Consider the following 22127-nt stretch of genomic DNA (forward strand, 5'->3'; position numbering starts at 1 on the left):
TTTTAATATGCTCTGGTCCGGAAAGTTTTTTGTCCAATGTGCAGCAGTTCTTTTTAAAAGGTGCAAAAAGGGAAATGTGATAAAATAAAGGGGAGGTGTTCCTATGCCAACAATATCGAAAATAACGACTCAAAAGAGCAGTGAAGAACGGTTTAATGTGTTTTTAAATGATGGCAAAGGTGAAAAATTCGCCTTCAGCGTCGACCAGAACGTTCTATTGAAGTTTGGCCTTAAAAAAGGCCTTGAACTGGATGAGATGGAAATCCTCGAGATCCAGTACGGGGATTCGGTCAAAAAGGCGTTTAACAAAGCGATCGAATTTCTCGGATTCAGAATGAGATCAGAGAAGGAAACGGCCGATATGCTTTTGAAAAAAGAGTACCCTGAATCGGTTGTGACTGAGGTTATCCATCAGCTTCGGCATTATAAATACGTTAATGACAGTGAGTTCGCGGATGCATTTGTGCGGACGCACTGGAAAACCGGGGGTAAGGGACCGGGCGTGATTAAAAGGGAGCTTTCCTTAAAAGGAATTGATAAAGCAACGGCGGAAAAGGCTTTGGAGCAGTATACAAAAGAGGATCAGATTGAACAAGCAATGGTCCATGCGGAGAAAACAGTGAGAAAAGAAGCGAAAAGCTCTACTGTTCAGACGAAGCAAAAAATTGAGCAGACCCTGCTTCGAAAAGGATTCAATTTCGACGTGATTTCAATCGTCACGGAAGAAATGACATATGAGAACAATGATGATGAAGAATACCAGTCTCTGGTGAAGCAGGCGGAAAAGCTGCAGCGGAAGTACGCCAAAGAAAAGCCGTCTGCATACCGTCTCAAAATGAAGCAGGCCCTATACAGAAAAGGGTTCCAGATCGACATGATTGAACGGTTCCTGAATGAAGAAGAGGAGCAGGACTGAACGCCCTACTCCACAATGATTTCAGATCTCCCGTCATCAAGACTGTATATTTTTTCAGCAATAACGTCGGGTGATCGGAGCCGTGATTTATCTTTAATATGATCGCTTTCGTTCCAGAACGGTGTGTCCATGCCGCCCATGTATGCTCCTGACAGAACGATGCCAGTTCCCTCATATTCTTTTACGAGGCTCTCAGTAAAGCCTCTCAGGGCAAATTTGGAGGCGCAGTAGGCACTTTCATTCACTTTTCCTCTGAGGCCTGCTGTTGAGATAATGTTCACGATTTTTCCTTTTTCTTTGTATTGCTTCAGGAATGCCTGTGTTAAAAGAATGGTACCGAATACGTTAGTATCCAGCATTTCTTTGATCTGATCAGCCGGCATGTCCGTGATTGGACCAAAGTGGCCCACTCCTGCGTTATTGATCAGCGCAGTGACAGGATGACGGCTGAAGAGGGTGTCTGTCAGCCGTTCAATCTCCGCATGAGACCTGATGTCAAGCTCATATGTAAATACCTGCTTATCAGGCAGCAGCTGTTTTGTTTCCAGCAGCTTTTCCGTGCTGCGCCCGAGAAGAATGATCTCGGCAAAATCTTTGCTGTAGGCCAAGGCGAGTGAGCGTCCGAGTCCTGAGCCTGCACCTGTGACGACTAGTGCTGTCATAAAATCACTCCTATAGATGTCATACATTTATTTTATCCTTTTAAAGGGCAAAAAAGAAAGGAAGTACCATCATGCAGACAAAACGCTACAGCACGATGACAGAATATGAACTGAAAACAGAAATCGCCGCTCTTTCCGAGAAAGCCCGTAAAGCTGAGCAGCTTGGCATGGTCAATGAATTTGCGGTGCTTGACCGCAAGATTACGATGGCAAAGGCCTATTTGCTTAACCCTGATGATTTTAAGCCTGGGGAAGTGTATGAAATAGAAGGTGCACCGGGCTCATACTTTAAAATTGACTACATGAATGGTGTATTTGCGTGGGGGAACCGTCTTGAATCCCCGGACTTAGAAGAGGAAGGCATTCCAATTTCGATGCTTGGCCGAAAAAAAGAAGAAAACGAACCACGCTGAATCTGATTCATTCAGCATGATTCGTTATGCGTTTAGCCTATGATCTTTTTCTTGTCTGACGCTCGAGAATGATTAAGTCCTGAGTCTGCTGCGTCTGCCCGTTCACCTGTGCATGCGCATGCTTTGGGTTGGCCCAAGGCTGCTGAAACGGATTAGCCATTCGATTTTCAAAAAACTTTTTGTGTGTTGACCCCATTATAAGCACCTCCGCAAAATGTGTGCAGTCTTTTAAAACTGATTTTCGCGCTCGCCGGAAGCTCTCATGCGTTCCTGCGGATGTGTGTTGATGGTTCCGTCGGCCCGTTTGGACGCGAAATCATCTTTTGCTCGTGGCTCTCCTTCAAACTTATTGCTTGACTGGATCGGAAAGTCTTTCGCTTTGTTCCGCATTCGTATGACCTCCAATGGGTTTAAACTAGCTTCATTAGAAGCCTACTTATAGTATGTGATGCTTCCGCAAAAACTATAAACCGAACGGGGTGATGAAAAATGGAAATGTATCACGACCGGCTTGCCCGGCTGCTTATGGAAAAAAATCCTGCCCTGTCCTATGACAAGGCGAGAACGTGGGTTGAACTGCTGTGGGATGACTTTGAGACAACGTACGCCAAAGCGGGGGAGAAGTACCGCGGGAAAAACATGACAGAGAAGATTGTCACGCAGTGGATTGTCAACTACGGTGACAAACTGCATCAATTTTTGGCGACGAACCCGAAATACAGCCATCTTCTGAATGACAGCGACGGCATGCTCCATTAAAAAAACTTGGCCCCATTCTTGGGAGCCAAGTTTTTTATTCCGGCAAAAGGTCTAATTTTTTCCGTAGCTTTTCTTCACTGAAAATCCAGCCTGTATAGGAGCTGACAATATTCAGGTTCTGATCGAGCTGGACGATCGCGACAAAGGGGTAATGGCCTTTGCTTCTGTATCTCAGGTCGATGAATTTTACTTCATAGTGGTCTGTATACTCATCCACTTCCCACCGGTACACGGGAGAAAAAGACAGAAAGGCCGAGATGTTTTCATCCTCTTCAGCTGCCTGAATGATTGCCGTCTGAGGGACGGGAACACGGTCATACTCGTCAAGAATCGTTAATTTGCCGTTCAGCGACCGTCCCACATAGAAATGGGATTTTGTAATAATCGCCACGCGCCAACGTCTGAATTTCATCGTCGGGGAAATGATGATTTTTTCCACTTCGCTGTATTTTTCATGGATTTTTTTCACAATGCTTCTTTTCATAAAGAAGCGTAAAATGTAATAGAAAAAGACGACGATAAATACGGTCAGAAACGTGTACCCGGCAGGTGTGCCGAAAACCCAGAACAAGATGCCAACGCAGTAAATGGCAAACAGGATCGGGTCGAACGTGTTGATCATGCCGAGCGCCACCCATTTGTGGGAAAAAGGCCGCAGAGCCTGTGTGCCGTATGCGTTGAAAATATCAACAAATACATGCAGAACGACTGCAATTGTTGTCCATATCCCGAGATGCAGCAAATCAGAGCCGGGGTAAAACCAGTACAGCAAGCCCGTGATCAGCACCGACCAGAGAATCACCGCCGGAATGGAATGAGTAATGCCGCGGTGATTGCGGATATATTTTGCGTTATTTCGGAATTTGAGTATCGTATCAAGATCAGGAGCCTGTGAACCGGCAATCGCTCCGATCATGACTGCCTGAGCTGTTACCGGGTCAGTACCGACAGCGGGATCCAGTGTCGCAAGTCCGCCAAGGGCAATGCCCATCACAACGTGTGTGCCTGTATCCACTTTGCAAAACCTCCTGTCACATTCTTATGAAGACTGAGCTTTTCCTATCCCTTTCTAAAAAAGAATAAGTGTGCTCTTTATGGCATTTTGCATGGAACGGCATGAAAGAGTCAAACACTAACATGCTTTCCCTTTTTAAATACGGATAAATGCTGTATGATTTCTAAGTTGAAAAAAAAGATACCCTTTTATTTTCCCAAATATCCAATAAAAATAACATGAGAGGAAAGATAAATATGCTTGATGCAGCCGACAAGAATCTGCACTCATTACATATAGAAGATTTCAGGCGCGATTTAATCTCATGGTACCTGCGCGAGAAAAGAGATCTGCCGTGGAGGCTTGATCAGGATCCCTATAAGGTGTGGGTTTCTGAGATCATGCTGCAGCAGACAAGGGTGGATACGGTCATTCCTTACTTCCTGAACTTCACCGAGAAATTTCCGACCCTTGAAGCACTTGCAGCTGCCGATGAGGAAGATGTGCTGAAAGCGTGGGAGGGACTTGGCTATTATTCACGTGTCCGGAATCTCCAATCTGCTGTAAAAGAAGTCGTAAGTACCTACGGAGGCGTCGTGCCGAATACGCCTGAGGAGATCAGCAAGCTGAAAGGCGTCGGTCCCTACACAAAAGGGGCTATCCTGAGCATCGCATACGGGGTGCCGGAGCCCGCTGTTGACGGAAATGTGATGAGAGTCATGTCGCGGATTCTTTCAATCTGGGAAGACATCGCGAAACCGAAGACAAGAACCATTTTTGAAAAGATTCTTTATGAGGTCATTTCAAAAGAACAGCCGTCTGAATTTAATCAGGCACTCATGGAGCTTGGTGCAATCGTATGTACGCCGACATCCCCTTCCTGCCTGATCTGTCCTGTAAGAGAACACTGCCAGGCGTTTGAAGAAGGCGTTCAGACAGAACTTCCGGTAAAAAGCAAAAAGAAAAAGCCAAGACCGGTATCGATGGCAGCGGCTGTTTTGAAAGATGATGCCGGAAATTTCTATATCCACAAACGCCCGTCATCCGGTTTGCTCGCAAATTTGTGGGAGTTCCCAAATTGTGAAACGGAAGTTGGGCTGATTTCTCAAAAAGAACAGCTTGTTAGGTACTTGCATGAGGAATATGAAACAGATGCTGAGCTTGAGCCCTTGTCAGGAACCATTCAGCATATTTTTTCCCATCTCGTCTGGAATATCTCTGTCTATGCAGGAAAGCTGAAGCCGGGCAGCAGCCCCAATAACCTTCTAAAAGTAACAGAAGCAGAAATGCAGAAATATGCCTTCCCCGTTTCCCATCAGAAAATTTATCAGTTGACGGAGGCACACAAATAAAATCCGGCCGGATGCGGCCGGATTTTTCTCAATCATAGCTCACTCTGGTTCCGTGCGTGTAATCCGCCTCACCGCGCTTCAGGCCTCCGCGGGCTTCAATCTCCTCGATGATTTCGCGGTGGATCGTCTGGCCCTCGGCGTTTAAATATGGCATCATCTGCTGAAGCCCGTGGTGAAAGTATGCAAGCTCACTGTCTTTCCATTCGTGTATGGACATCATTGACAGTTCCGTCATATCTCTGCCTACGTACATGATGAACTCCTCCTCTACTACTCGCTTTTCCTATTGTTTGATACAATAAGGGCAACTATACGAACTACTGCATTGAAGGAGATGTCAATATGAACCAGAACAAAACCGCTCTAATTACAGGAAGCAGCCGCGGCATCGGCAAGGCAATCGCCCTCCGTCTTGCCAAGCAGGGCTATAATATCGTGATCAACTATGCACGCAGCAAAAGCGCCGCCCTGCAGACAGCGGAAGAAATTGAAGCACTTGGTGTAAAAGCGCTTGTTGTGAAAGCGAATGTGGGCAAGCCTGACAAAATCAAAGAAATGTTTGCCGAAGTCGATGAGACGTTCGGCAGACTTGATATTTTTGTTAACAATGCGGCATCCGGCGTTCTTCGTCCTCTTATGGAGCTTGAAGAAACGCATTGGGACTGGACAATGGATATTAACAGCAAGGCCCTTTTATTCTGTGCCCAGGAAGCGGCCAAGCGCATGGAGAAAACGGGCGGAGGAACAATTGTGAGCATCAGCTCCCTCGGCTCCATCCGTGTCCTTGAAAACTATACAACTGTAGGCGTTTCAAAAGCTGCGCTGGAATCATTGACGCGCTATCTGGCTGTAGAGCTTGCGTCCAAAAACATCGTGGTCAACGCCGTATCTGGAGGGGCGGTCGATACAGAAGCACTCAAGCATTTCCCAAATCGCGAAGAATTGCTTGCTGATGCAAGAAGAATGACCCCTGCCGGAAGAATGGTCGACACGGAAGACATGGTCGATGCCGTTGAATTCCTCTGCTCGGAAAAAGCCTCGATGATCAGAGGGCAGACCATTATTGTAGATGGCGGCCGTTCTCTTTTGATGTAAATCGATCCTGAAAAAAAGATCGAAAAAAAAGCGGATATAAAAATCACCTCCGGGACATGATAAATTTCGTGGAGGTGATAAACATGGCAAACCAACAACAACCAAACAAATCACAAGCAGGCACAAGCGCACAACACGTGAAACAACAAAACGCTCAAGCTGCTCAAGGTCAACAACAATACGGTGCTGAGTTCGCAAGCGAGACTGACGCTCAACACGTAAAGAAGTACAACCAGCAAGCTGAAGCTAAAAAGAACCAAAACTCATAATCGAACCGTTTAAAAAACGAAAAGAGACACTTCTCCCCTTGTGTGGAGAGGTGTCTTTTTTTGTTGTGGGGGGAGCGGGCTGAATAAATGAGAGCTGAAGGGTCAAAACAGGATCGCATGTGACTCTTCAGAGCAAATCAAAGGAGATGAAGGGTCAAAACAGGGTCGCATATGACCCTTTAGAGCAAACCAAGAGAGCTGAAGGGTCAATACAGGATTGCATATGACTCTTCAGAGCAAACCAACAGAGGTGAAGGGTCAAAACAAGGTCGCATATGACCCTTTAGAGCAAACCAAGAGAGCTGGAGGGTCTAAACATGATGGCATATGACCATACAGAGCAAACCAACAGAGGTGAAGGGTCAAAACAGGGTTGCATATGACTCTTCAGAGGAAACCAACAGAGCTGAAGGGTCAATACAGGATTGCATATGATTCTTCAGAGGAAACCAATAGAGTTGAAGGGTCAAAACAGGATGGCATATGACTCTTCACAGCAAACCAATAGAGCTGAAGGGTCAAAACAGGATGGCATATGACCCTTCACAGCAAATCAAAGGAGATGAAAGGTCAAAACAGGAACGCATATGACCCTTCACAGCAAACCAACAGAGCTGAAGGGTCAAAACAAGGTTGCTTATGGTCCTTCAGAGAAAAGCAGCGGATATCGCTTAGTTCGTTGTACTTATCGGGGAGAAAGGAACCATCAACAGCGGATTTTGTATGGTTGGTGGTACTTATCAGGGAGAATGGAACCAACAACAGCGGATATCGCTTGGTTGGTGGTACTTATCGGGGAGAAAGGGACCCTCAACAGAGGATTTCGTATGGTTGGTGGTATTTATAGAAGAGAATAAGACCACCAACTGCGGCTCTCGCTAGCTCGGTGGTACTTATGTCAGAGAATAAAACCATTAACGGAGGATTTCACTTGGTTGATGGCAGTTATTGCAGAAAATAAAAACACCAATGTATATCATTGACTTATACCAAACAAAACGTTTGTAATTAGTTATACTAATTTAATGAACGTTTGTTATACTGTTTGTCGAAAAGGTGAGAACATTGAATGAGCAATCAAAATAGAGCATTATACGAACTAACAATACATTTCAATTCAATATTTTATGGCAATTGCTAGAATATCACATTGCTTCACTTAATTTGTGGTGCAGTTTTTTAAAAGGTATTAGGGAATAGTGGACCGTAAACCCGATGGAAGTGAGTATTGGATAAAAAAGTAATGGGAAGCAGCAGGTGGAGATCAACGAAAAGGAAAAAAGAGCTAAAACAGCAACTTAATGAAACTCCGCCTGAAGCAGCTATTTATCAAATTAGAAATAAGAAAGAAAGTTACAAAAAGGAGGGAAATTCAATTGGAATTTCAGGTATCTGAATTAGTTGAAGCAAAACGTCAAATTGAATCAACTATACACAAACTAAAAGAAACAGTAAAAACGCTGGAAGGCAAAGAAAATCCTGACCGATATAAATCTCAAATTACCCTGGCTAAAAGACGGTTAGAAGCATTTAGTATTTCAATATCTCTTATTGAAAGAGAAATAAGTGATCTTGATAAGAAATAGTTAAATCATCACTCGCAAAGTTTTAGCAAACTGCTCAAGGATTGTTGTTAATCGATAAAGGAGCTAATCGTATTCTCCTTTTGTATGACGAAAAATGATTATTGTTTATTATTCTACAGCTATTGAGGTCATTTTGCTCTCGACAACTCTTAGCATATAAATGAGAGGGTTATAATCAAGTGAACGTTAAAAAAATAGCAAAAAGAACTTTATTCATTATATTATTACTGGCTTTGTTTATGTTTGTTAATAATAGTTCACTTTTTACAAAGGAACGTAGTGGCGAGCCTATGCTTTTAGCGCATCGTGGATTAGGACAGACCTTTCGCATGGAGGGGATAACGGCAGAAACCTGTACGGCGGAAAGAATGTACGAACCAGAACATCCATATCTCGAGAATACCATTCCTTCTATAAAAGCGGCATTTGAAGGGGGCGCAGACATCGTTGAAATTGATGTCCAACCTACTTTAGATGGAGAGTTTGCGATTTTCCATGACTGGACTCTTGATTGTAGAACGAATGGTAAGGGCACCACTCGGGAACATACGATGGAAGAATTGAAACAGCTGGATGCAGGATACGGATATACGGCTGACAACGGAAAATCCTTTCCTTTTCGGGGCAAAGGAGTAGGGTTAATACATACACTCGATGAGGTACTGGAAGAGTTTCCAAACGGATCTTTTCTTATTCACATTAAAAGCGATGATCCAAAAGAAGGAAGTCAACTAGCAGATTATCTCTCAAAATATCCTGATGATAGGTTAGAACATCTTTCAGCATACGGCGGTGATCAGCCTATTGCTACCCTAAAAAAAGCCATACCAGACATGCGGGTAATGTCCAAAGAAACATTGAAAAGCTGCCTGCTCACATATATAGCAGCCGGCTGGACTGGCTATATTCCAGCGGCGTGTGAAAATACGCAGTTACACATACCAGAAACTTATTTTTCTTACTTGTGGGGGAGTTCAGACAAATTCCTCAATAGAATGGATAGTGTCGGTACGAGAGTTATCTTAGTTGCAGGTAGTGGCGGATGGTCAGAAGGGTTTGATGAAGAACAAGATTTAGAGCGTCTGCCAAAAGGATATACTGGTGGGATCTGGACAAATCGTATAGATATTATTTCTAAAGTTATTCAGGAAAGAGATTAGCTAATAGCTGGATGTAAGTTAGGCAACAATCAATAAATTCAAAAATAAAATGATCATTTCATACAAATTTTCAGGTTGCATAAGCGAACAAATCGAGACAGCCTGGGGTGTAGGGGACTGTTTTAAAGCTAATAATTTCATCAAAAAAGAGCGCATGATATCTTATGCGCTCTTTTTTGATAGGAAATTTAGCCGGATGGGATTCAATGTTAAATCTCTGAGATAACCTATTTCACAGCAGCAAGCTCATTTTCTTTAATCAAATCCGCGGTCAGCTGGCCGGAGAGGGTGACCATCGGCACGCCTCCGCCGGGGTGGGTTGAGCCGCCGACGAAGTATAGGCCTTCGTACAGCTGGCTTTTGGACGGGATTTTGAAGCCGCTGTTTTTCTTCTTATCAGATGCGACTCCATAGATGGATCCGCCGTTTGGACCGTAAAGCTCTTCAAGGTCCTCAGGGGTAAAGCGGTATTCAAATTCAATGGAGTCCCGGAGTCCGGTCATGCCCATGCGCTCGAGTTTGTTCAGGACAAGTTCTCTGTATTCATCCCAGTCGATGCTTGTTTTTGCTCCTTCTTTAAGAGGAGGGACGTGCGTCAGCACAAAGAGGTTGTCTTTTCCTTCAGGCGCCTGGCTTGCGTCAGACCGGGCAGAGATGCCGATGTAGATGGTTGGGTCATCTGCCGGTACTCCCTGATCAAAAATTTGCTGGAATTCTTTTTTCGGATCTTCTGAGAAGAAGAAGTTGTGGTGTTTTAAGTTTTCAAACTTCCGGTCTGTTCCAAGCAGAAGCACGAGTCCGGATACGCTCGGTATGAATGACTTGCCGAGTTTTTTCACTTCACGCTTCACTTCTCCTGTTGACGGGGCGAGGTTCCGGTAGGCCGGAATGGCTTCAAGGTTTGAAATGACGACATCGGCACGGTAAACATCTCCGCTCTCTGTCACAACGCCCGTTACTTTTTTGCCTTCGAGTTCAAGGTGGGCAACAGGTGTGTCTGTTTTCACTTCGATTCTCAGTTCGTCCATGACTTTCTTCATGCCTTCTGCGATCTCGTACATTCCGCCTTTTACGTAGTGAATGCCGAGGCCGAGCTGCACATAGATCAGCTGATTCAATATCGCCGGGGCGGAGTATGGGTTTGAGCCGACGTACATGACAAAGAAGTTGAAGAGCTGCTGCAGGTGCTTGGAATCCAGGTATTTCTCTGTTCCGTCGGCAACCGTGCTGAGCGGGTCCATTGCCAACAAGTCTTTCAGTGTGTGGTGTTTTTTCAAATCCTTCAAATCTTCAAGGCTGTATTTGTAAAAGCTTTTCAGACAGAGGTCATACATTTTTTCGCTGTAGGAAAGAAGGCTGCTCATGCTGCCGTGCGGTTCGTTCGACACCTTTGCCATCTCGGCAATCATCGTCGGCAGGTCGCTTGATACATCAATGGACGTGCCGTCTTCGAAAAAAGTGCGCCACTGCGGTTCGACACGCACGACGGTTATGTAGTCTTCAAGGTGCCTGTTGACGCTTTTAAAAAGCTTCTCAAGCACCCACGGCATTGTCAGGATGGAAGGGCCTGTATCAAACGTGAAGCCTTTCCCGGACCTGCGGTTAAGCTTGCCTCCGACATTGCTGTTTTTCTCTAAAACGGTAACATCATAGCCGTCTGCCGAAAGTCTGATTGCAGCAGACATGCCTCCAAGTCCTGCTCCGACTACAACGGCTTTCTTTTTCTGATTTAACATGCAAGCACCTCCAGGTAATGGTTAATATATAGGCGGAACAAGGCGGTATCTTTTCTCTGCCCAGCTCCGGTATTCCTCTCCGTAAGCTTCAATCAGCATCTTTTCTTCAATGCGTATCCGTTTAAGAATGCCAAGTGCGGCGGCTGTCCCGCCTGCTCCTGCAAGTACAGCATTGCCGAGAGAAAGGCATATGCCGATGATAATGAGCAGGAGTCCTGTATAGAGAGGATGCCTCAGCCTGCGGTACGGGCCGGAGCTGACAAGCTCATCCCCTTTGCGGAATGAAACATGGCGGGTAAACTGCTCTTTCAGGTGAAAAATACCCCAGTATCTCAGAAAAACCCCAGATGCATATAGAACTATGCCCGCCGCATGAACAAGGGTGCTGCCGACATAAAAGATGTTCCATTCCCTCATCAGGACAGCCATTGTAATCGTGAGGGCAATGACCAAAAGCAAAAAAGGGTAGGAGCGCCTTTCCTGCATTTCACCCTCAGAAGTTCCCCTGTTCCGGAAAAGAATGAATTCTGCCATCCAGCTGACGGTGATTACTAAAAAGAGAACAGAAATCAAAGAGCGGCTCATCTCCTTTATATGGCATTACAACTTTTATCCAATTCCCCTATTCTATGACCGGCAAACCAGTTAAAACGCATGGAATGTGCTAAGCCGCCCATAATTTTTCCGACAAAACCTCTGATTCCTCAACAGATTAAGTCAAAGGAGAAGCGCCTTGAAAAACGAATTGGTATAGCGGACAAATAAGCGGAGGTGCAAATGAACTTGAAGGAATTTGATGCATTGGTGGGCCGCCAGCTTGAGACAATGGATAAGCTGCTGGATCTTCAGGGAGAGATTGAGAGGTGCCAGGAGCTGAAAGAGCAGCTGAACAATCTCCCGGGTGAGGCGTGCGGGGAGATTCAGGCAGAGATTGAGATTATGAAGGAAGAGCTGCAGTCCATTCAAAAGGTATTTCAAAAACAGACAGAAGAGGTTATCCGGTCCTATCAGATCAAGGAGCCTCTGCATAAATAACAGACAATGGGAGTCTCCGGTATACGGACGGCTCTTTTATTTTCTTTTTTAAACGGCAGGCGGTATAATGGTAAAAACGAAAAGTTGACAATCTTTGCTTATTTGCGGAGCGGCGATATAGAAAGTAGGGGAGCAAAATGGGATTTCCCAAGGAAGGAGACAGCATACAGATACATAGTTATAAACATGACGGGCATATCCACAGAATCTGGGATGAGACCACTGTCCTGAAGGCAAGCGGTCACTGTATCATCGGCGGAAACGACCGGACGATTGTAACGGAATCTGACGGAAGAACATGGATTACCCGGGAGCCGGCCATCTGTTACTTTCATACAAAATACTGGTTCAATGTAATCGGCATGATCCGGGAAGACGGAATCTACTATTACTGCAACATCAGTTCGCCATTTGCATGGGATGATGAAGCCCTTAAATATATTGACTATGACCTGGATGTGAAGATTTTTCCCGATATGACGTACATCATTCTTGATGAAGATGAGTACGAATATCACCGTAAGAAAATGAATTATCCGAATGTGATCGACTTGATATTAAAAAGCAATCTTGAGAAGCTGCTTCGCTGGATCAGACAGCGGAAAGGTCCTTTCTCGCCTGACTTCATCGATGAGTGGTACGAGCGCTATCTGACTCATGTGAAATGACAGGCACAAGACAAATGAATGGGTTGTTTTTTTAAGAGCCTGTTTTACGGAGCAGGCTCTTTCTGCATGGGGTCGGCATGAACTCCGTGCAAAAGCACAGAATAAAAAGAAATGAGAGGGGGAGACAAAACCTTGAGTTCAGTTAAACGCTACATGAAATTTGTTAAACCCTACAAATGGCAGATTACAGGGACAATCGCAATTGGAATCATTAAATTTTCCATACCTCTTCTTACGCCCCTGCTTCTTAAATATGTAGTAGATGACATTCTCGGCGGAAACATGTCCGCTGATGAAAAAACGGGAAAGCTGTTCACGATTATGGCCGTCATGTTTGCGATCTTCCTGCTTGCAAGACCGCCGATTGAATATTACAGACAGTACTTTGCGCAGTGGACAGGCAGTAAAATCCTCTATGATATAAGAGACAGTTTGTTCACCCATCTTCAAAAACTGAGTCTGCGCTACTACGCGAATACTAGAGCGGGAGAAATCATCTCCCGTGTCATCAACGATGTGGAGCAGACGAAAAACTTTGTCATCACGGGTCTTATGAACGTATGGCTCGATATCTTTACGATTGTGATTGCCGTCATCATTATGTTCACAATGGATATTAAGCTGACACTTGTCTCCATCGTACTGTTCCCTCTGTACGGTTTTTCGGTGAAATATTTCTACGGAAGACTGAGACATCTGACAAGAGTGAGGTCGCAGGCGCTTGCTCAGGTTCAGGGCCATCTTCATGAAAGAGTGCAGGGGATGCCTGTCATCCGGAGCTTTGCGATTGAAGATCATGAACAAAAAGAGTTCGATAAGGAAAACCATAACTTTTTAAGCAAAGCCATTGATCATACTAGCTGGAACGCAAAGACCTTTGCCGTGGTGAATACGATTACGGACGTTGCACCGCTGCTTGTCATTGCCTTTGCAGCCTACCAGGTCATTCACGGGAACATGACAGTCGGAACCATGGTGGCGTTTATCGCCTACATTGATCAGCTGTACAATCCGCTGAGACGCCTTGTGACATCTTCCACAACGCTGACGCAGGCTCTTGCTTCTATGGACCGCGTGTTTGAGCTGATTGATGAAAAATACGATATTACAGACAAGCCCGATGCGAAGGAAGCAAAAGACATCAGCGGCACCATTAAGTTTGACCATGTTTCCTTTAAATACGATGAGAAGGAACCGATGATTCTTGAAGATGTATCGCTTGAGGTGAACAGGGGAGAAACCGTTGCGCTTGTTGGAATGAGCGGCGGCGGAAAGTCCACATTCATCAGTCTGATCCCGCGGTTTTACGATGTTACGGAAGGGAAGATTCTCCTGGACGGCACAGATATTCGCGAGTACCGCGCTCAAAGCCTGAGAGATCAGATCGGCATGGTGCTTCAGGATACGTTCTTATTCAGTCAGTCTGTGAAAGAGAATATCCTGATCGGCAAACCGGGAGCCACCGATGAAGAAGTGTTTGAAGCTGCAAAAGCCGCGAATGCACACGACTTTATCCTTGGTTTTCCTGAAGGCTACAACACAAAGGTCGGCGAGAGGGGAGTCAAGCTTTCGGGAGGGCAGAAGCAGCGCCTTGCCATTGCGAGGGTCTTTTTGAAAAATCCGCCGATTCTTGTGCTTGATGAAGCAACCTCGGCGCTGGACCTTGAAAGCGAACATCTAATTCAGGAAGCTCTCGAGAAGCTTGCTGAGGACAGAACGACCTTCATTGTCGCTCACAGGCTGTCGACCATCACACATGCCGATAAGATTGTCGTGATGGAAAACGGGAAGATTGTCGAAGAAGGGACCCACGCCGAATTAATGGAAAAACAGGGCCACTATTATTCCCTGTTCCAGATTCAGCAGCTGGATTAACCCATATTTTTCTATCATAATAAAAATACTTTTCAGCAGATATAAAATGCTAAATTAAGTAAAAATAAGCAGTCCTTTGAGGACTGCTTATTTTTTATGCTTCAAATGACATGAATTTCACCATATTCACCGTCTTATGGAAAAGATAGGTACGGATGGAAATAGGAAGAATGAACTATTTTAATATTTAGAATTTTTAGTCTATAATTTGTACATATCCAAATTTTAAGTAGTTTTAATAGTATCTTACAGAAATAACATGACATAGCGGGTCACCCGGCATCATATGCTGCTTCAGGGTGTCCAAACTGGGGGTGAGCGGTCTGTCGCGGGAAAAGATTTTAGAAATCAAAGATTTGAGCATTACGTTCCTGCAGGGAAAAGAAGAAGAAACGCGTGTCGTTGATTCGATCAGGTTTGACGTACATAAAGGGGAAGTTCTCGGCATTGTCGGGGAATCCGGCTGCGGAAAGAGCGTAACCTCCCTATCCATTATGGGGCTGCTGCCCAAAAAAACTTCAAAGCTTTCAGGTGAGATCCTGTTTCAGGGGAAAGATCTGCTGAAGCTGAACGAAAAATCGCTGCGCAAACTGCGGGGAAATGAACTGGCGATGGTTTTTCAGGAGCCAATGACTTCTCTTAATCCGCTGTTTAAAATCGGGAATCAGCTTGAAGAGTCTCTCCGCGTTCATTTAAGCCTGACGAAAAAACAGGCGAAAGAGCGGGCGATTCAAATTTTGAAGCTCGTCGGCCTGCCGCGCCCTGAAGAGCTTTACGGGGAGTATCCGCATCAGCTTTCAGGCGGAATGAGGCAGCGCGTCATGATTGCCATGGCGATGATCTGTGATCCGAAGGTGCTGATTGCAGATGAACCGACAACGGCGCTTGATGTGACGATTCAGGCTCAGATCCTGAAGCTGATGAAGGATCTGAACAAAAAAATGGAGACCTCGATTGTCTTTATCACACATGACCTCGGAGTTGTGGCGGAAATGTGCGACCGCGTCATGGTCATGTATGCCGGACAAGTTGTGGAGGAAGGCAGCGTCAAAACCATCTTTAAAAATCCGAAGCATCCGTACACAAGGGGCTTAATGAAATCTGTTCCGGACATCCGGAAGAAAAATGAACGGCTGTATTCCATCTCGGGCCAGGTGCCGCGTCCGGGCACTGTGCAGACAGGCTGTCTGTTTGCAGGCCGCTGCGAGTATGCGATGGCAGAGTGCGTGAAGCATTCGCCTCCGCTGTATAAACTGCAGGATTCGCACCAGTCGAGATGTTTTTTAGCGAGAGAGGAGGCTTTAGAGCATGACGAAGCCTTTGCTTAAAGTAGAAAAGCTCACAAAGCATTTCCCGATTACGGGAGGGGTTCTCGGCAGAAAAGTGGGAGCGGTAAAAGCGGTCAATGACCTGTCCTTTGAAGTGTTCGAAGGAGAAACTCTCGGGATTGTCGGGGAATCCGGCTGCGGCAAATCAACGATGGGGCGCCTGTTGCTTAAATTGATTGAGCCGACAGACGGATCAGTCGCCTTCCGCGAGGAGCAGCTGCTGACGAAATCTCCCAAAGAAATGAGAAAAATGAGGCGGGAGCTGCAGATGGTCTTCCAGGATCCTTATGCTTCCCTGAATCCGAGGATGACCGTTGAACGAATTCTTGAAGAGCCGCTCATTGTCCATGGAATCGGAAGCAAAGAAGAGCGCCGCCAAAAGGTGAAGGAGATGCTCGGGATTGTCGGACTTGATGAAGCCTACGGAAAGCGCTATCCGCATCAGTTCAGCGGAGGGCAGCGCCAGAGAATCGGGATTGCAAGAGCGCTGATGACCAATCCTAAGCTCATCATTGCAGACGAGCCGGTTTCTGCCCTTGATGTATCCATCCAGTCGCAGATCCTGAATCTGCTGAAGGATCTGCAGAAGGAATTTTCCCTGACGTATATCTTCATCTCCCATGATCTCGGGGTTGTCCGCCATATTAGCGACAGACTCGGAGTCATGTATTTAGGCAGTTTAGTAGAGCTTGCAGACAGTGAAAAGGTGTATGCAGATCCGCTGCACCCGTACACGAAGGCGCTTCTGTCCGCTGTGCCGCTGCCTGACCCGGAAGCGGTAAAAGAGCAGATTGTGTTAAAAGGGGATCTTCCAAGCCCGTCTGACCCGCCAAAAGGGTGCGCGTTTCACACGAGGTGCCCGGCATGCTTTGAACCATGCACGGTCAAGAAGCCTGCCTGGAAGGAAGTTAAAGAAGGTCATTATGTTGCGTGTCACCTGTATGAGTGACACAAGGCGTGATTGATAGATTCATCACTAGAAAATAGGGGGATGTATGCGTGAAAAAGAAAAGCCTGTTAGTCTCAATTATGTTTGTGCTGCTTTTATCAGCGGCCTTGATGGGCTGCAGTTCTGACAGCTCTTCATCAGATGGCGGCTCAGATGGCGGAAGCAGTGAAAAGAAACAGGACAGCCTCGTTTTTGGACGCGGCGGTGACTCTACTTCGCTAGATCCGATTACAACAACTGAAGGGGAAGCCTTCAAAGTAACAGTCAACGTTTTTGAAACACTCTTAAACTATGGTGAACAGGATACAACGGTGCAGGAAGGCCTTGCAACGAAATGGGAAGTGTCAGAGGATAACCTGACTTACACGCTTACTCTCAGAGAAGGCGTCAAATTCCATGACGGCACAGACTTCAATGCAGACGCGGTTGTCTTCAACTTTGAACGCTGGATGAACGGGGATGCAGACAAATTCCCTTACTACACAATGTTCGGCGGCTTTAAAAAGGACGAAGGACACGTCATTAAAGAAGTAAAAGCAGACGGCGATTATAAAGTTGTTTTCACATTAAAACGCCCTCAGGCTCCGTTCTTAAAGAACCTTGCCATGTCTCCTTTCGGCATTGCGAGCCCGGCAGCTATCGAGAAGCACGGCGACAAATTCAGAGAAAATCCAGTTGGAACTGGCCCGTTCAAATTTGTAGAGTGGAAGCCAAACGACAGAATCGTTCTTGAAAAGAATGAAGACTACTGGATGGAAGGCTATCCGAAATTAAATCAGGTTATCTTCAAATCAATTCCTGAAAACTCAGCACGCTTAAATGCCCTTCAAACAGGCGAAATCGACTTAATGGATGGTGTAAACCCATCTGATACGAAATCTATTTCAAGCAACAGCGACCTTCAGACGTTCGAACGTCCGTCTATGAACATTGGCTACGTTGGTTTGACAACAAACCGCAAGCCGCTTGACAACAAGCTTGTGCGCCAGGCACTGAACCATGCTGTTGACAAGCAAGGCATTATCGATTCATTCTACGGCGGACTTGCAGAGCCTGCAAAAAATCCAATGCCTCCGTCACTGGAAGGATATAACGATGACATTGAGCCATACCCGTACGATCTTGAAAAAGCAAAAGCCCTTCTAGCAGAAGCAGGCTTCCCGGATGGATTCAAAATGGAGCTTTGGGCAATGCCTGTACCGCGTCCATATATGCCTGAAGGAATGAAAGTAGCCGAAGTCATCAAATCAAGCTTTGCCAAAATCGGCGTTGAAGCAGAAATCAAAACGTACGACTGGGCAACTTACCTTGACAAAGCGGCAAAAGGGGAAGCTGACTCATTCATGCTTGGATGGACAGGCGACAACGGAGATGCCGACAACTTCCTTTACACGCTTCTTGACAAAGACAGCATCGGCAGCAACAACTACACGTACTACAGCAACGACGAGCTCCATGACATTTTAATTGAAGCACAGTCCAATGCTGACCAGGAAAAACGTAATGAGCTATACAAAAAAGCACAGGAAATCATTAAAGAAGATGCACCTTGGATTCCACTTGCGCACTCTACGCCAATCCTTGCGGGAAGCAGCAAGCTGACGAACTTCAAGCCGCATCCAACAGGTTCTGACATCCTGACAAAGGTCGAATTTAAGTAATGAGTTGGGAGGAGGACCTGTCCTCCTCTCTTTTTTAAAAGGTGAAAACAATGGCGCAAGGGTGCCAAGCTCAGGAAGCAGGAAGTTTTTATCTGGAATGTCTGAAGCGGCGCTTACGCTTTTCGAATGAAAGAGGTGAAAGAATGGTTTCATACACAATTAGAAGAATCGGTCTGCTCATACCTGTTCTGATCGGGATGACGCTCGTTGTCTTTTCCATCATCAGAGCCATACCGGGGAACCCGGCACAGGTCATTCTCGGGCAGCGCGCAACACAGGAGGCCATTGAAAAATTAACACAGCAGCTTGGACTCGACCAGCCTTGGTACATACAGTATTTTGACTATATCGGCGGACTTCTGACGGGTGACCTTGGACAATCGATTCGGACAGGTGCCGCCATCAGCAAAGAGATGACGCCTTATCTTGCCGCTACAATGGAACTGACTTTTTTTGCGATGGTCATTGCCATCGTTGTCGGCATTAATGCGGGGATCATTAGTGCGTGGTTCCGCAATTCATGGTTTGATTACTTGGCGATGATCATTGCCCTTATTGGTGTATCAATGCCGATTTTCTGGCTTGGCCTGATGGAGCAGTACGTGTTCTCGATCAAGCTTGGCTGGCTGCCGACAACAGGCAGGGAGGAAATTAGAAATCCTGTAGACAGCATCACAAATCTGTACCTGCTTGATACTCTTCTTCAGGGAAGGTTTGATCAGTTCGTTCAGGTGCTGAAACACATTCTTATGCCGGGAATTGCCCTCGCTACAATCCCGATGGCCATTATTGCAAGAATCACAAGATCAACCATGATTGAAGCGATGGAATCTGATTTTATCAGAACAGCCAGAGCGAAAGGCCTTCATATGTTCTGGGTTGTGTACAAGCACGCTTTGAAAAATGCAGTCATTCCAATTTTAACGATTATAGGTCTTCAAACAGGACTTCTTCTCGGAGGAGCGATCCTGACAGAAACCATCTTCGGCTGGCCGGGGATGGGCAGGTATATTTTCGATGCCATCAGCTACCGGGATTATCCGGTCATCCAGTCAGGCATTTTGATCATTGCCGCCATCTTTGTTTTTATCAATCTGATCGTCGATCTCTTGTATGCAGCCATTGATCCGAGGATTAAATACTAGAAAAGGGGGAGAATGCCATGTCACTGCCGGCACTTCAAGAAGAAAAGACAGCCATCATCAAACAGGAAAAGGTCATCACCCCTTTTCAGCAGAAACTCCGTTTGTTTCTGCAAAATAAACTCGCGATCGCAGGAAGTGTTCTCGTTTTATTCTTTGTCTTCATTGCAATAGCTGCTCCGCTCATCGCATCGCAGGGCATTGATGAACAGGAGCTCTCAAAGCGCCTGCTTCCTCCATCATCCGAGCACTGGTTCGGAACAGATGACTTCGGGAGGGATATTTTCTCAAGAGTATTATTCGGGGCGCGTATTTCCCTTTGGGTAGGATTTTTCTCGGTCCTTGGATCCGCTTTGATTGGAACGCTGCTTGGAATCCTTGCAGGATACTACGGACGCGTCATTGACAGCATCATTTCCAGACTGTTTGACATCATGCTCGCGTTCCCAAGCATCCTGCTTGCCATCGCAATCGTAGCCATCCTTGGGCCATCCCTTCAAAATGCCCTGATTGCCATCGCCGTCATCAACATTCCGAACTTCGGGAGACTGATCCGGGCAAAGGTACTCAGCGTTAAAGAGGAAGAATATATCATGGCCGCCAAAGCACTTGGCACAAGTGATACCCGGATCCTGCTCGTGCACGTCCTGCCAAACAGTCTTTCGCCGATTATTGTACAAGCCTCCCTGGCCATCGCAACGGCCATCATCGAGGCAGCGGCCCTTGGCTTCCTTGGACTCGGAGCACAGGCACCAAACCCGGAGTGGGGGAAAATGCTCGCCGACTCCAAACAGTACCTGGTGCAGGCGCCATGGACCCTGTTCTTCCCGGGCCTTGCGATCATGCTGACGGTTCTCGGCTTTAACCTAATGGGTGACGGGCTGCGTGATGCGCTTGATCCTAAGGGGAAGCATTGAGGGCAAGTCGTTGCTCATATATTTTTTCACTTGTGAAACGGTTAATCTAGAAGGACGCTGACTCAGTCAGCGTCCTTCTATTGTTTAATGCGATAGTTTAAAGAAACTCTAGAATGATATTCTTCTTAAAGAGCGTTAACCATTGCTGCTAAAATCTCTTTGATTTCATCAATACGATATACTATTTGAAAACTGTTCCAAGCTAATAGAACAAGACTTATAGCAATAATCGTATTTATAATGTTCTTGTACATATAATCATTCCATTCTATGAAGTTTATATAAATTATAGTATAAAAGGGTTTTTATGGATATTATTAGACGGAGTCTACTGTATAATATTTATGTACCTCAGCAACCTAAATGACAATAAGGAGCTATTTATGAACAGAGTAAAAACAAGGTTATGGATAAGAACAGTAATACTCGGTATTCTTCTGGGCGCTGTGATTTATACAATCTATACGAATATCATTCATAAAGATCCAAATAAGACAGTAGTGATGGCCGATGCAGAAGCCCCCGACTTTATACTTCCAAATTTAAATGGAGACTTAGTCAAATTAAGTGATCTTCGCGGAAAGGCTGTACTTGTGAATTTCTGGGGGAGCTGGTGTGGACCGTGTAAGAGGGAAATGCCTGCCTTACAGGATTCCTATAATCAGTATAGAGAACATGATTTTGAAGTGATTACTATAAACATAGAAGAATCAAATTTCGCAGTAGAGAATTATTTTGAGGAAAATAATCTTTCTTTACCTGCAGTGTTGGATAAAGAGGGTCAAGTCTATGATGCGTATGGAATATATAATCTTCCTGCTTCTATCTTTATTAAAGCCGATGGTACAGTAGAAAGAACTTACATAGGGGAAATGAGCAGGGGTGATATTGACAAATGGGTTAAAGAAATATTACCAAAATGATAAATTGATGTTCATGAAGACAATTGAGTTTCTCTGATTCGTTAAGAGAAGGCTGTACATTTTATGCACAATTTCTGCACAATCTACCTTTAAAATGACTTTAGACGATGACGAAAGGATGATTGAGATGAAAAGATCAATGATGCTTGCTCTTGCTGCAGCTTTTTCGCTGACGCTTGCGGGGTGTGCGAATGAAAATGAAGGGCAGAAGAAGGAGGAGTCTTCTGAGCATGCCGGTCACGAGGGCATGAATCACTCAGGTTCGGGCGAGGTGCCGGAGGGATTGAAAGAGGCTGAAAATCCAACGTTTGAAAAAGGAAGCAAAGCAATCATGAACGCTGATCATATGGAAGGCATGGACGGTGCAGAGGCGACAATCGCAGGTGCATATGACACAGTTGTTTATACCGTGTCTTATACGCCTGAAGGCGGGGGAGAACCGGTCACAGACCATAAATGGGTCATTCACGAAGAAATTAAAGATGCAGCTGAAGAGCCATACAAAGAAGGAGACAAAGTGACCCTTGCAGCCGATCACATGGAAGGCATGCAGGGAGCTGAGGCAACGATTGACTCAGCCGAAGAAACGACGGTCTATATGGTAGACTTTGTGCCTGCAGACGGCGGCGAAGAAGTGAAAAATCACAAGTGGGTGACAGAAAGCGAGCTTTCTGCCGCTGAATAACA

Annotated in this window: 26 protein-coding genes; 19 read left to right on the forward strand and 7 right to left on the reverse strand. The window is 45.6% G+C overall.

Annotated features, from left to right (window positions below; all coding sequences use genetic code 11):
* The first annotated feature begins 103 nt into the window (after positions 1 to 103).
* A complete protein-coding gene (gene recX / locus ACK1LH_RS02980) occupies positions 104 to 916 on the forward strand; it encodes a recombination regulator RecX (RefSeq protein ID WP_203289555.1) in 813 nt (270 codons plus the stop codon).
* Between the two features lie 5 nt (positions 917 to 921).
* Here the strand turns inward: recX and ACK1LH_RS02985 are convergent, their stop codons facing one another.
* Positions 922 to 1578 carry an SDR family NAD(P)-dependent oxidoreductase gene (locus ACK1LH_RS02985; RefSeq protein WP_411334447.1) on the reverse strand — a complete coding sequence of 219 codons (657 nt, stop codon included), beginning with the start codon at positions 1576 to 1578 and terminating at the stop codon, positions 922 to 924.
* Between the two features lie 71 nt (positions 1579 to 1649).
* Here ACK1LH_RS02985 and ACK1LH_RS02990 point away from each other — a divergent pair, with 71 nt between their 5' ends.
* Entirely contained in the window at positions 1650 to 1991 is a 342-nt protein-coding gene (locus ACK1LH_RS02990; protein WP_203289557.1) for a YfhH family protein, read from the forward strand.
* A 37-nt stretch (positions 1992 to 2028) separates the two neighbouring features.
* Here the strand turns inward: ACK1LH_RS02990 and ACK1LH_RS02995 are convergent, their stop codons facing one another.
* Complete coding sequence (locus tag ACK1LH_RS02995; protein WP_081414247.1) at positions 2029 to 2187, reverse strand: YpzG family protein; 159 nt, start codon at positions 2185 to 2187, stop codon at positions 2029 to 2031.
* 32 nt (positions 2188 to 2219) lie between these two features.
* Complete coding sequence (locus ACK1LH_RS03000; protein ID WP_029285938.1) at positions 2220 to 2381, reverse strand: small, acid-soluble spore protein K; 162 nt, start codon at positions 2379 to 2381, stop codon at positions 2220 to 2222.
* A gap of 99 nt (positions 2382 to 2480) precedes the next feature.
* Between ACK1LH_RS03000 and ACK1LH_RS03005 the strand changes: the two genes are divergently transcribed.
* Positions 2481 to 2750: a YfhJ family protein gene (locus ACK1LH_RS03005; RefSeq protein WP_029285940.1), complete on the forward strand. Its 270-nt coding sequence runs from the start codon at positions 2481 to 2483 to the stop codon at positions 2748 to 2750.
* A 34-nt stretch (positions 2751 to 2784) separates the two neighbouring features.
* Here ACK1LH_RS03005 and ACK1LH_RS03010 read toward each other — a convergent pair whose 3' ends face one another.
* Positions 2785 to 3765 carry a metal-dependent hydrolase gene (locus ACK1LH_RS03010; RefSeq protein WP_411334448.1) on the reverse strand — a complete coding sequence of 327 codons (981 nt, stop codon included), beginning with the start codon at positions 3763 to 3765 and terminating at the stop codon, positions 2785 to 2787.
* A gap of 236 nt (positions 3766 to 4001) precedes the next feature.
* Here ACK1LH_RS03010 and mutY point away from each other — a divergent pair, with 236 nt between their 5' ends.
* Positions 4002 to 5096: an A/G-specific adenine glycosylase gene (gene mutY / locus ACK1LH_RS03015; protein ID WP_411334449.1), complete on the forward strand. Its 1095-nt coding sequence runs from the start codon at positions 4002 to 4004 to the stop codon at positions 5094 to 5096.
* A 28-nt stretch (positions 5097 to 5124) separates the two neighbouring features.
* On the opposite strand, the gene ACK1LH_RS03020 is transcribed toward mutY, so the two are convergent.
* The gene (locus tag ACK1LH_RS03020; RefSeq protein WP_029285946.1) at positions 5125 to 5349 is read right to left on the reverse strand and encodes a hypothetical protein; all 225 of its coding nucleotides are present in this window, start codon (positions 5347 to 5349) and stop codon (positions 5125 to 5127) included.
* A gap of 89 nt (positions 5350 to 5438) precedes the next feature.
* Between ACK1LH_RS03020 and fabL the strand changes: the two genes are divergently transcribed.
* The 5 genes from fabL to ACK1LH_RS03045 all read left to right on the forward strand — a co-directional run bounded on the left by fabL (position 5439) and on the right by ACK1LH_RS03045 (position 9206).
* The gene (fabL, locus tag ACK1LH_RS03025) at positions 5439 to 6191 is read left to right on the forward strand and encodes an enoyl-[acyl-carrier-protein] reductase FabL (RefSeq protein ID WP_282034263.1); all 753 of its coding nucleotides are present in this window, start codon (positions 5439 to 5441) and stop codon (positions 6189 to 6191) included.
* A gap of 83 nt (positions 6192 to 6274) precedes the next feature.
* Positions 6275 to 6460: a gamma-type small acid-soluble spore protein gene (locus tag ACK1LH_RS03030; protein ID WP_029285950.1), complete on the forward strand. Its 186-nt coding sequence runs from the start codon at positions 6275 to 6277 to the stop codon at positions 6458 to 6460.
* A gap of 1228 nt (positions 6461 to 7688) precedes the next feature.
* Entirely contained in the window at positions 7689 to 7856 is a 168-nt protein-coding gene (locus tag ACK1LH_RS03035) for a hypothetical protein (protein ID WP_161781223.1), read from the forward strand.
* Positions 7837 to 8046: a hypothetical protein gene (locus ACK1LH_RS03040; RefSeq protein WP_411334451.1), complete on the forward strand. Its 210-nt coding sequence runs from the start codon at positions 7837 to 7839 to the stop codon at positions 8044 to 8046. The genes ACK1LH_RS03035 and ACK1LH_RS03040 overlap by 20 nt, the downstream gene beginning before the upstream one ends.
* 239 nt (positions 8047 to 8285) lie before the next feature.
* Positions 8286 to 9206, forward strand: a complete 921-nt coding sequence (locus tag ACK1LH_RS03045; protein ID WP_411335060.1) for a glycerophosphodiester phosphodiesterase family protein — start codon at positions 8286 to 8288, stop codon at positions 9204 to 9206.
* A 227-nt stretch (positions 9207 to 9433) separates the two neighbouring features.
* On the opposite strand, the gene ACK1LH_RS03050 is transcribed toward ACK1LH_RS03045, so the two are convergent.
* Together ACK1LH_RS03050 and ACK1LH_RS03055 are read right to left on the reverse strand one after the other, a co-directional pair.
* A complete protein-coding gene (locus tag ACK1LH_RS03050) occupies positions 9434 to 10942 on the reverse strand; it encodes a phytoene desaturase family protein (protein ID WP_411334452.1) in 1509 nt (502 codons plus the stop codon).
* A gap of 21 nt (positions 10943 to 10963) precedes the next feature.
* Positions 10964 to 11515 (reverse strand): methyltransferase family protein, encoded by a 552-nt coding sequence (locus tag ACK1LH_RS03055; protein ID WP_411334454.1) that lies wholly within the window; start codon positions 11513 to 11515, stop codon positions 10964 to 10966.
* A 210-nt stretch (positions 11516 to 11725) separates the two neighbouring features.
* Here ACK1LH_RS03055 and ACK1LH_RS03060 point away from each other — a divergent pair, with 210 nt between their 5' ends.
* From ACK1LH_RS03060 to ACK1LH_RS03105, 10 genes are all read left to right on the forward strand, one after another.
* A complete protein-coding gene (locus tag ACK1LH_RS03060; protein ID WP_411335061.1) occupies positions 11726 to 11977 on the forward strand; it encodes a YgaB family protein in 252 nt (83 codons plus the stop codon).
* A gap of 137 nt (positions 11978 to 12114) precedes the next feature.
* Positions 12115 to 12645 (forward strand): DUF402 domain-containing protein, encoded by a 531-nt coding sequence (locus ACK1LH_RS03065; RefSeq protein ID WP_029285964.1) that lies wholly within the window; start codon positions 12115 to 12117, stop codon positions 12643 to 12645.
* 132 nt (positions 12646 to 12777) lie between these two features.
* A complete protein-coding gene (locus ACK1LH_RS03070; protein WP_411334456.1) occupies positions 12778 to 14520 on the forward strand; it encodes an ABC transporter ATP-binding protein in 1743 nt (580 codons plus the stop codon).
* Positions 14521 to 14843: 323 nt separating this feature from the next.
* Entirely contained in the window at positions 14844 to 15848 is a 1005-nt protein-coding gene (locus ACK1LH_RS03075; RefSeq protein WP_411335062.1) for an ABC transporter ATP-binding protein, read from the forward strand.
* Entirely contained in the window at positions 15829 to 16797 is a 969-nt protein-coding gene (locus tag ACK1LH_RS03080) for an ABC transporter ATP-binding protein (RefSeq protein WP_411334457.1), read from the forward strand. The genes ACK1LH_RS03075 and ACK1LH_RS03080 overlap by 20 nt, the downstream gene beginning before the upstream one ends.
* Positions 16798 to 16847: 50 nt before the next feature.
* On the forward strand, positions 16848 to 18458 hold the full coding sequence (locus ACK1LH_RS03085) for an ABC transporter substrate-binding protein (RefSeq protein WP_203289567.1): 1611 nt from the start codon (positions 16848 to 16850) through the stop codon (positions 18456 to 18458).
* A 143-nt stretch (positions 18459 to 18601) separates the two neighbouring features.
* The gene (locus ACK1LH_RS03090; protein ID WP_029567064.1) at positions 18602 to 19603 is read left to right on the forward strand and encodes an ABC transporter permease; all 1002 of its coding nucleotides are present in this window, start codon (positions 18602 to 18604) and stop codon (positions 19601 to 19603) included.
* Positions 19604 to 19620: 17 nt separating this feature from the next.
* Complete coding sequence (locus ACK1LH_RS03095; protein WP_029285976.1) at positions 19621 to 20517, forward strand: ABC transporter permease; 897 nt, start codon at positions 19621 to 19623, stop codon at positions 20515 to 20517.
* A gap of 383 nt (positions 20518 to 20900) precedes the next feature.
* Entirely contained in the window at positions 20901 to 21440 is a 540-nt protein-coding gene (gene resA / locus ACK1LH_RS03100) for a thiol-disulfide oxidoreductase ResA (protein WP_411334459.1), read from the forward strand.
* Positions 21441 to 21567: 127 nt separating this feature from the next.
* Complete coding sequence (locus tag ACK1LH_RS03105) at positions 21568 to 22125, forward strand: YdhK family protein (RefSeq protein ID WP_411334460.1); 558 nt, start codon at positions 21568 to 21570, stop codon at positions 22123 to 22125.
* The last annotated feature ends 2 nt before the right edge of the window (positions 22126 to 22127 follow it).

Origin of the sequence: Metabacillus indicus, assembly GCF_046603695.1 — a bacterium.
Taxonomy (GTDB): domain Bacteria; phylum Bacillota; class Bacilli; order Bacillales; family Bacillaceae; genus Bacillus_P; species Bacillus_P indicus.

Bases quoted from the DNA above. Each gene is read 5' to 3' on its own strand.
- recX (WP_203289555.1), top strand. From the start codon at position 104: ATGCCAACAATATCGAAAATAACGACTCAAAAGAGCAGTGAAGAACGG.
- ACK1LH_RS02985 (WP_411334447.1), bottom strand. From the start codon at position 1,578: ATGACAGCACTAGTCGTCACAGGTGCAGGCTCAGGACTCGGACGCTCA.
- ACK1LH_RS02990 (WP_203289557.1), top strand. From the start codon at position 1,650: ATGCAGACAAAACGCTACAGCACGATGACAGAATATGAACTGAAAACA.
- ACK1LH_RS02995 (WP_081414247.1), bottom strand. From the start codon at position 2,187: ATGGGGTCAACACACAAAAAGTTTTTTGAAAATCGAATGGCTAATCCG.
- ACK1LH_RS03000 (WP_029285938.1), bottom strand. From the start codon at position 2,381: ATGCGGAACAAAGCGAAAGACTTTCCGATCCAGTCAAGCAATAAGTTT.
- ACK1LH_RS03005 (WP_029285940.1), top strand. From the start codon at position 2,481: ATGGAAATGTATCACGACCGGCTTGCCCGGCTGCTTATGGAAAAAAAT.
- mutY (WP_411334449.1), top strand. From the start codon at position 4,002: ATGCTTGATGCAGCCGACAAGAATCTGCACTCATTACATATAGAAGAT.
- ACK1LH_RS03020 (WP_029285946.1), bottom strand. From the start codon at position 5,349: ATGTACGTAGGCAGAGATATGACGGAACTGTCAATGATGTCCATACAC.
- fabL (WP_282034263.1), top strand. From the start codon at position 5,439: ATGAACCAGAACAAAACCGCTCTAATTACAGGAAGCAGCCGCGGCATC.
- ACK1LH_RS03030 (WP_029285950.1), top strand. From the start codon at position 6,275: ATGGCAAACCAACAACAACCAAACAAATCACAAGCAGGCACAAGCGCA.
- ACK1LH_RS03045 (WP_411335060.1), top strand. From the start codon at position 8,286: ATGTTTGTTAATAATAGTTCACTTTTTACAAAGGAACGTAGTGGCGAG.
- ACK1LH_RS03050 (WP_411334452.1), bottom strand. From the start codon at position 10,942: ATGTTAAATCAGAAAAAGAAAGCCGTTGTAGTCGGAGCAGGACTTGGA.
- ACK1LH_RS03065 (WP_029285964.1), top strand. From the start codon at position 12,115: ATGGGATTTCCCAAGGAAGGAGACAGCATACAGATACATAGTTATAAA.
- ACK1LH_RS03080 (WP_411334457.1), top strand. From the start codon at position 15,829: ATGACGAAGCCTTTGCTTAAAGTAGAAAAGCTCACAAAGCATTTCCCG.
- ACK1LH_RS03090 (WP_029567064.1), top strand. From the start codon at position 18,602: ATGGTTTCATACACAATTAGAAGAATCGGTCTGCTCATACCTGTTCTG.
- ACK1LH_RS03095 (WP_029285976.1), top strand. From the start codon at position 19,621: ATGTCACTGCCGGCACTTCAAGAAGAAAAGACAGCCATCATCAAACAG.
- resA (WP_411334459.1), top strand. From the start codon at position 20,901: ATGAACAGAGTAAAAACAAGGTTATGGATAAGAACAGTAATACTCGGT.
- ACK1LH_RS03105 (WP_411334460.1), top strand. From the start codon at position 21,568: ATGAAAAGATCAATGATGCTTGCTCTTGCTGCAGCTTTTTCGCTGACG.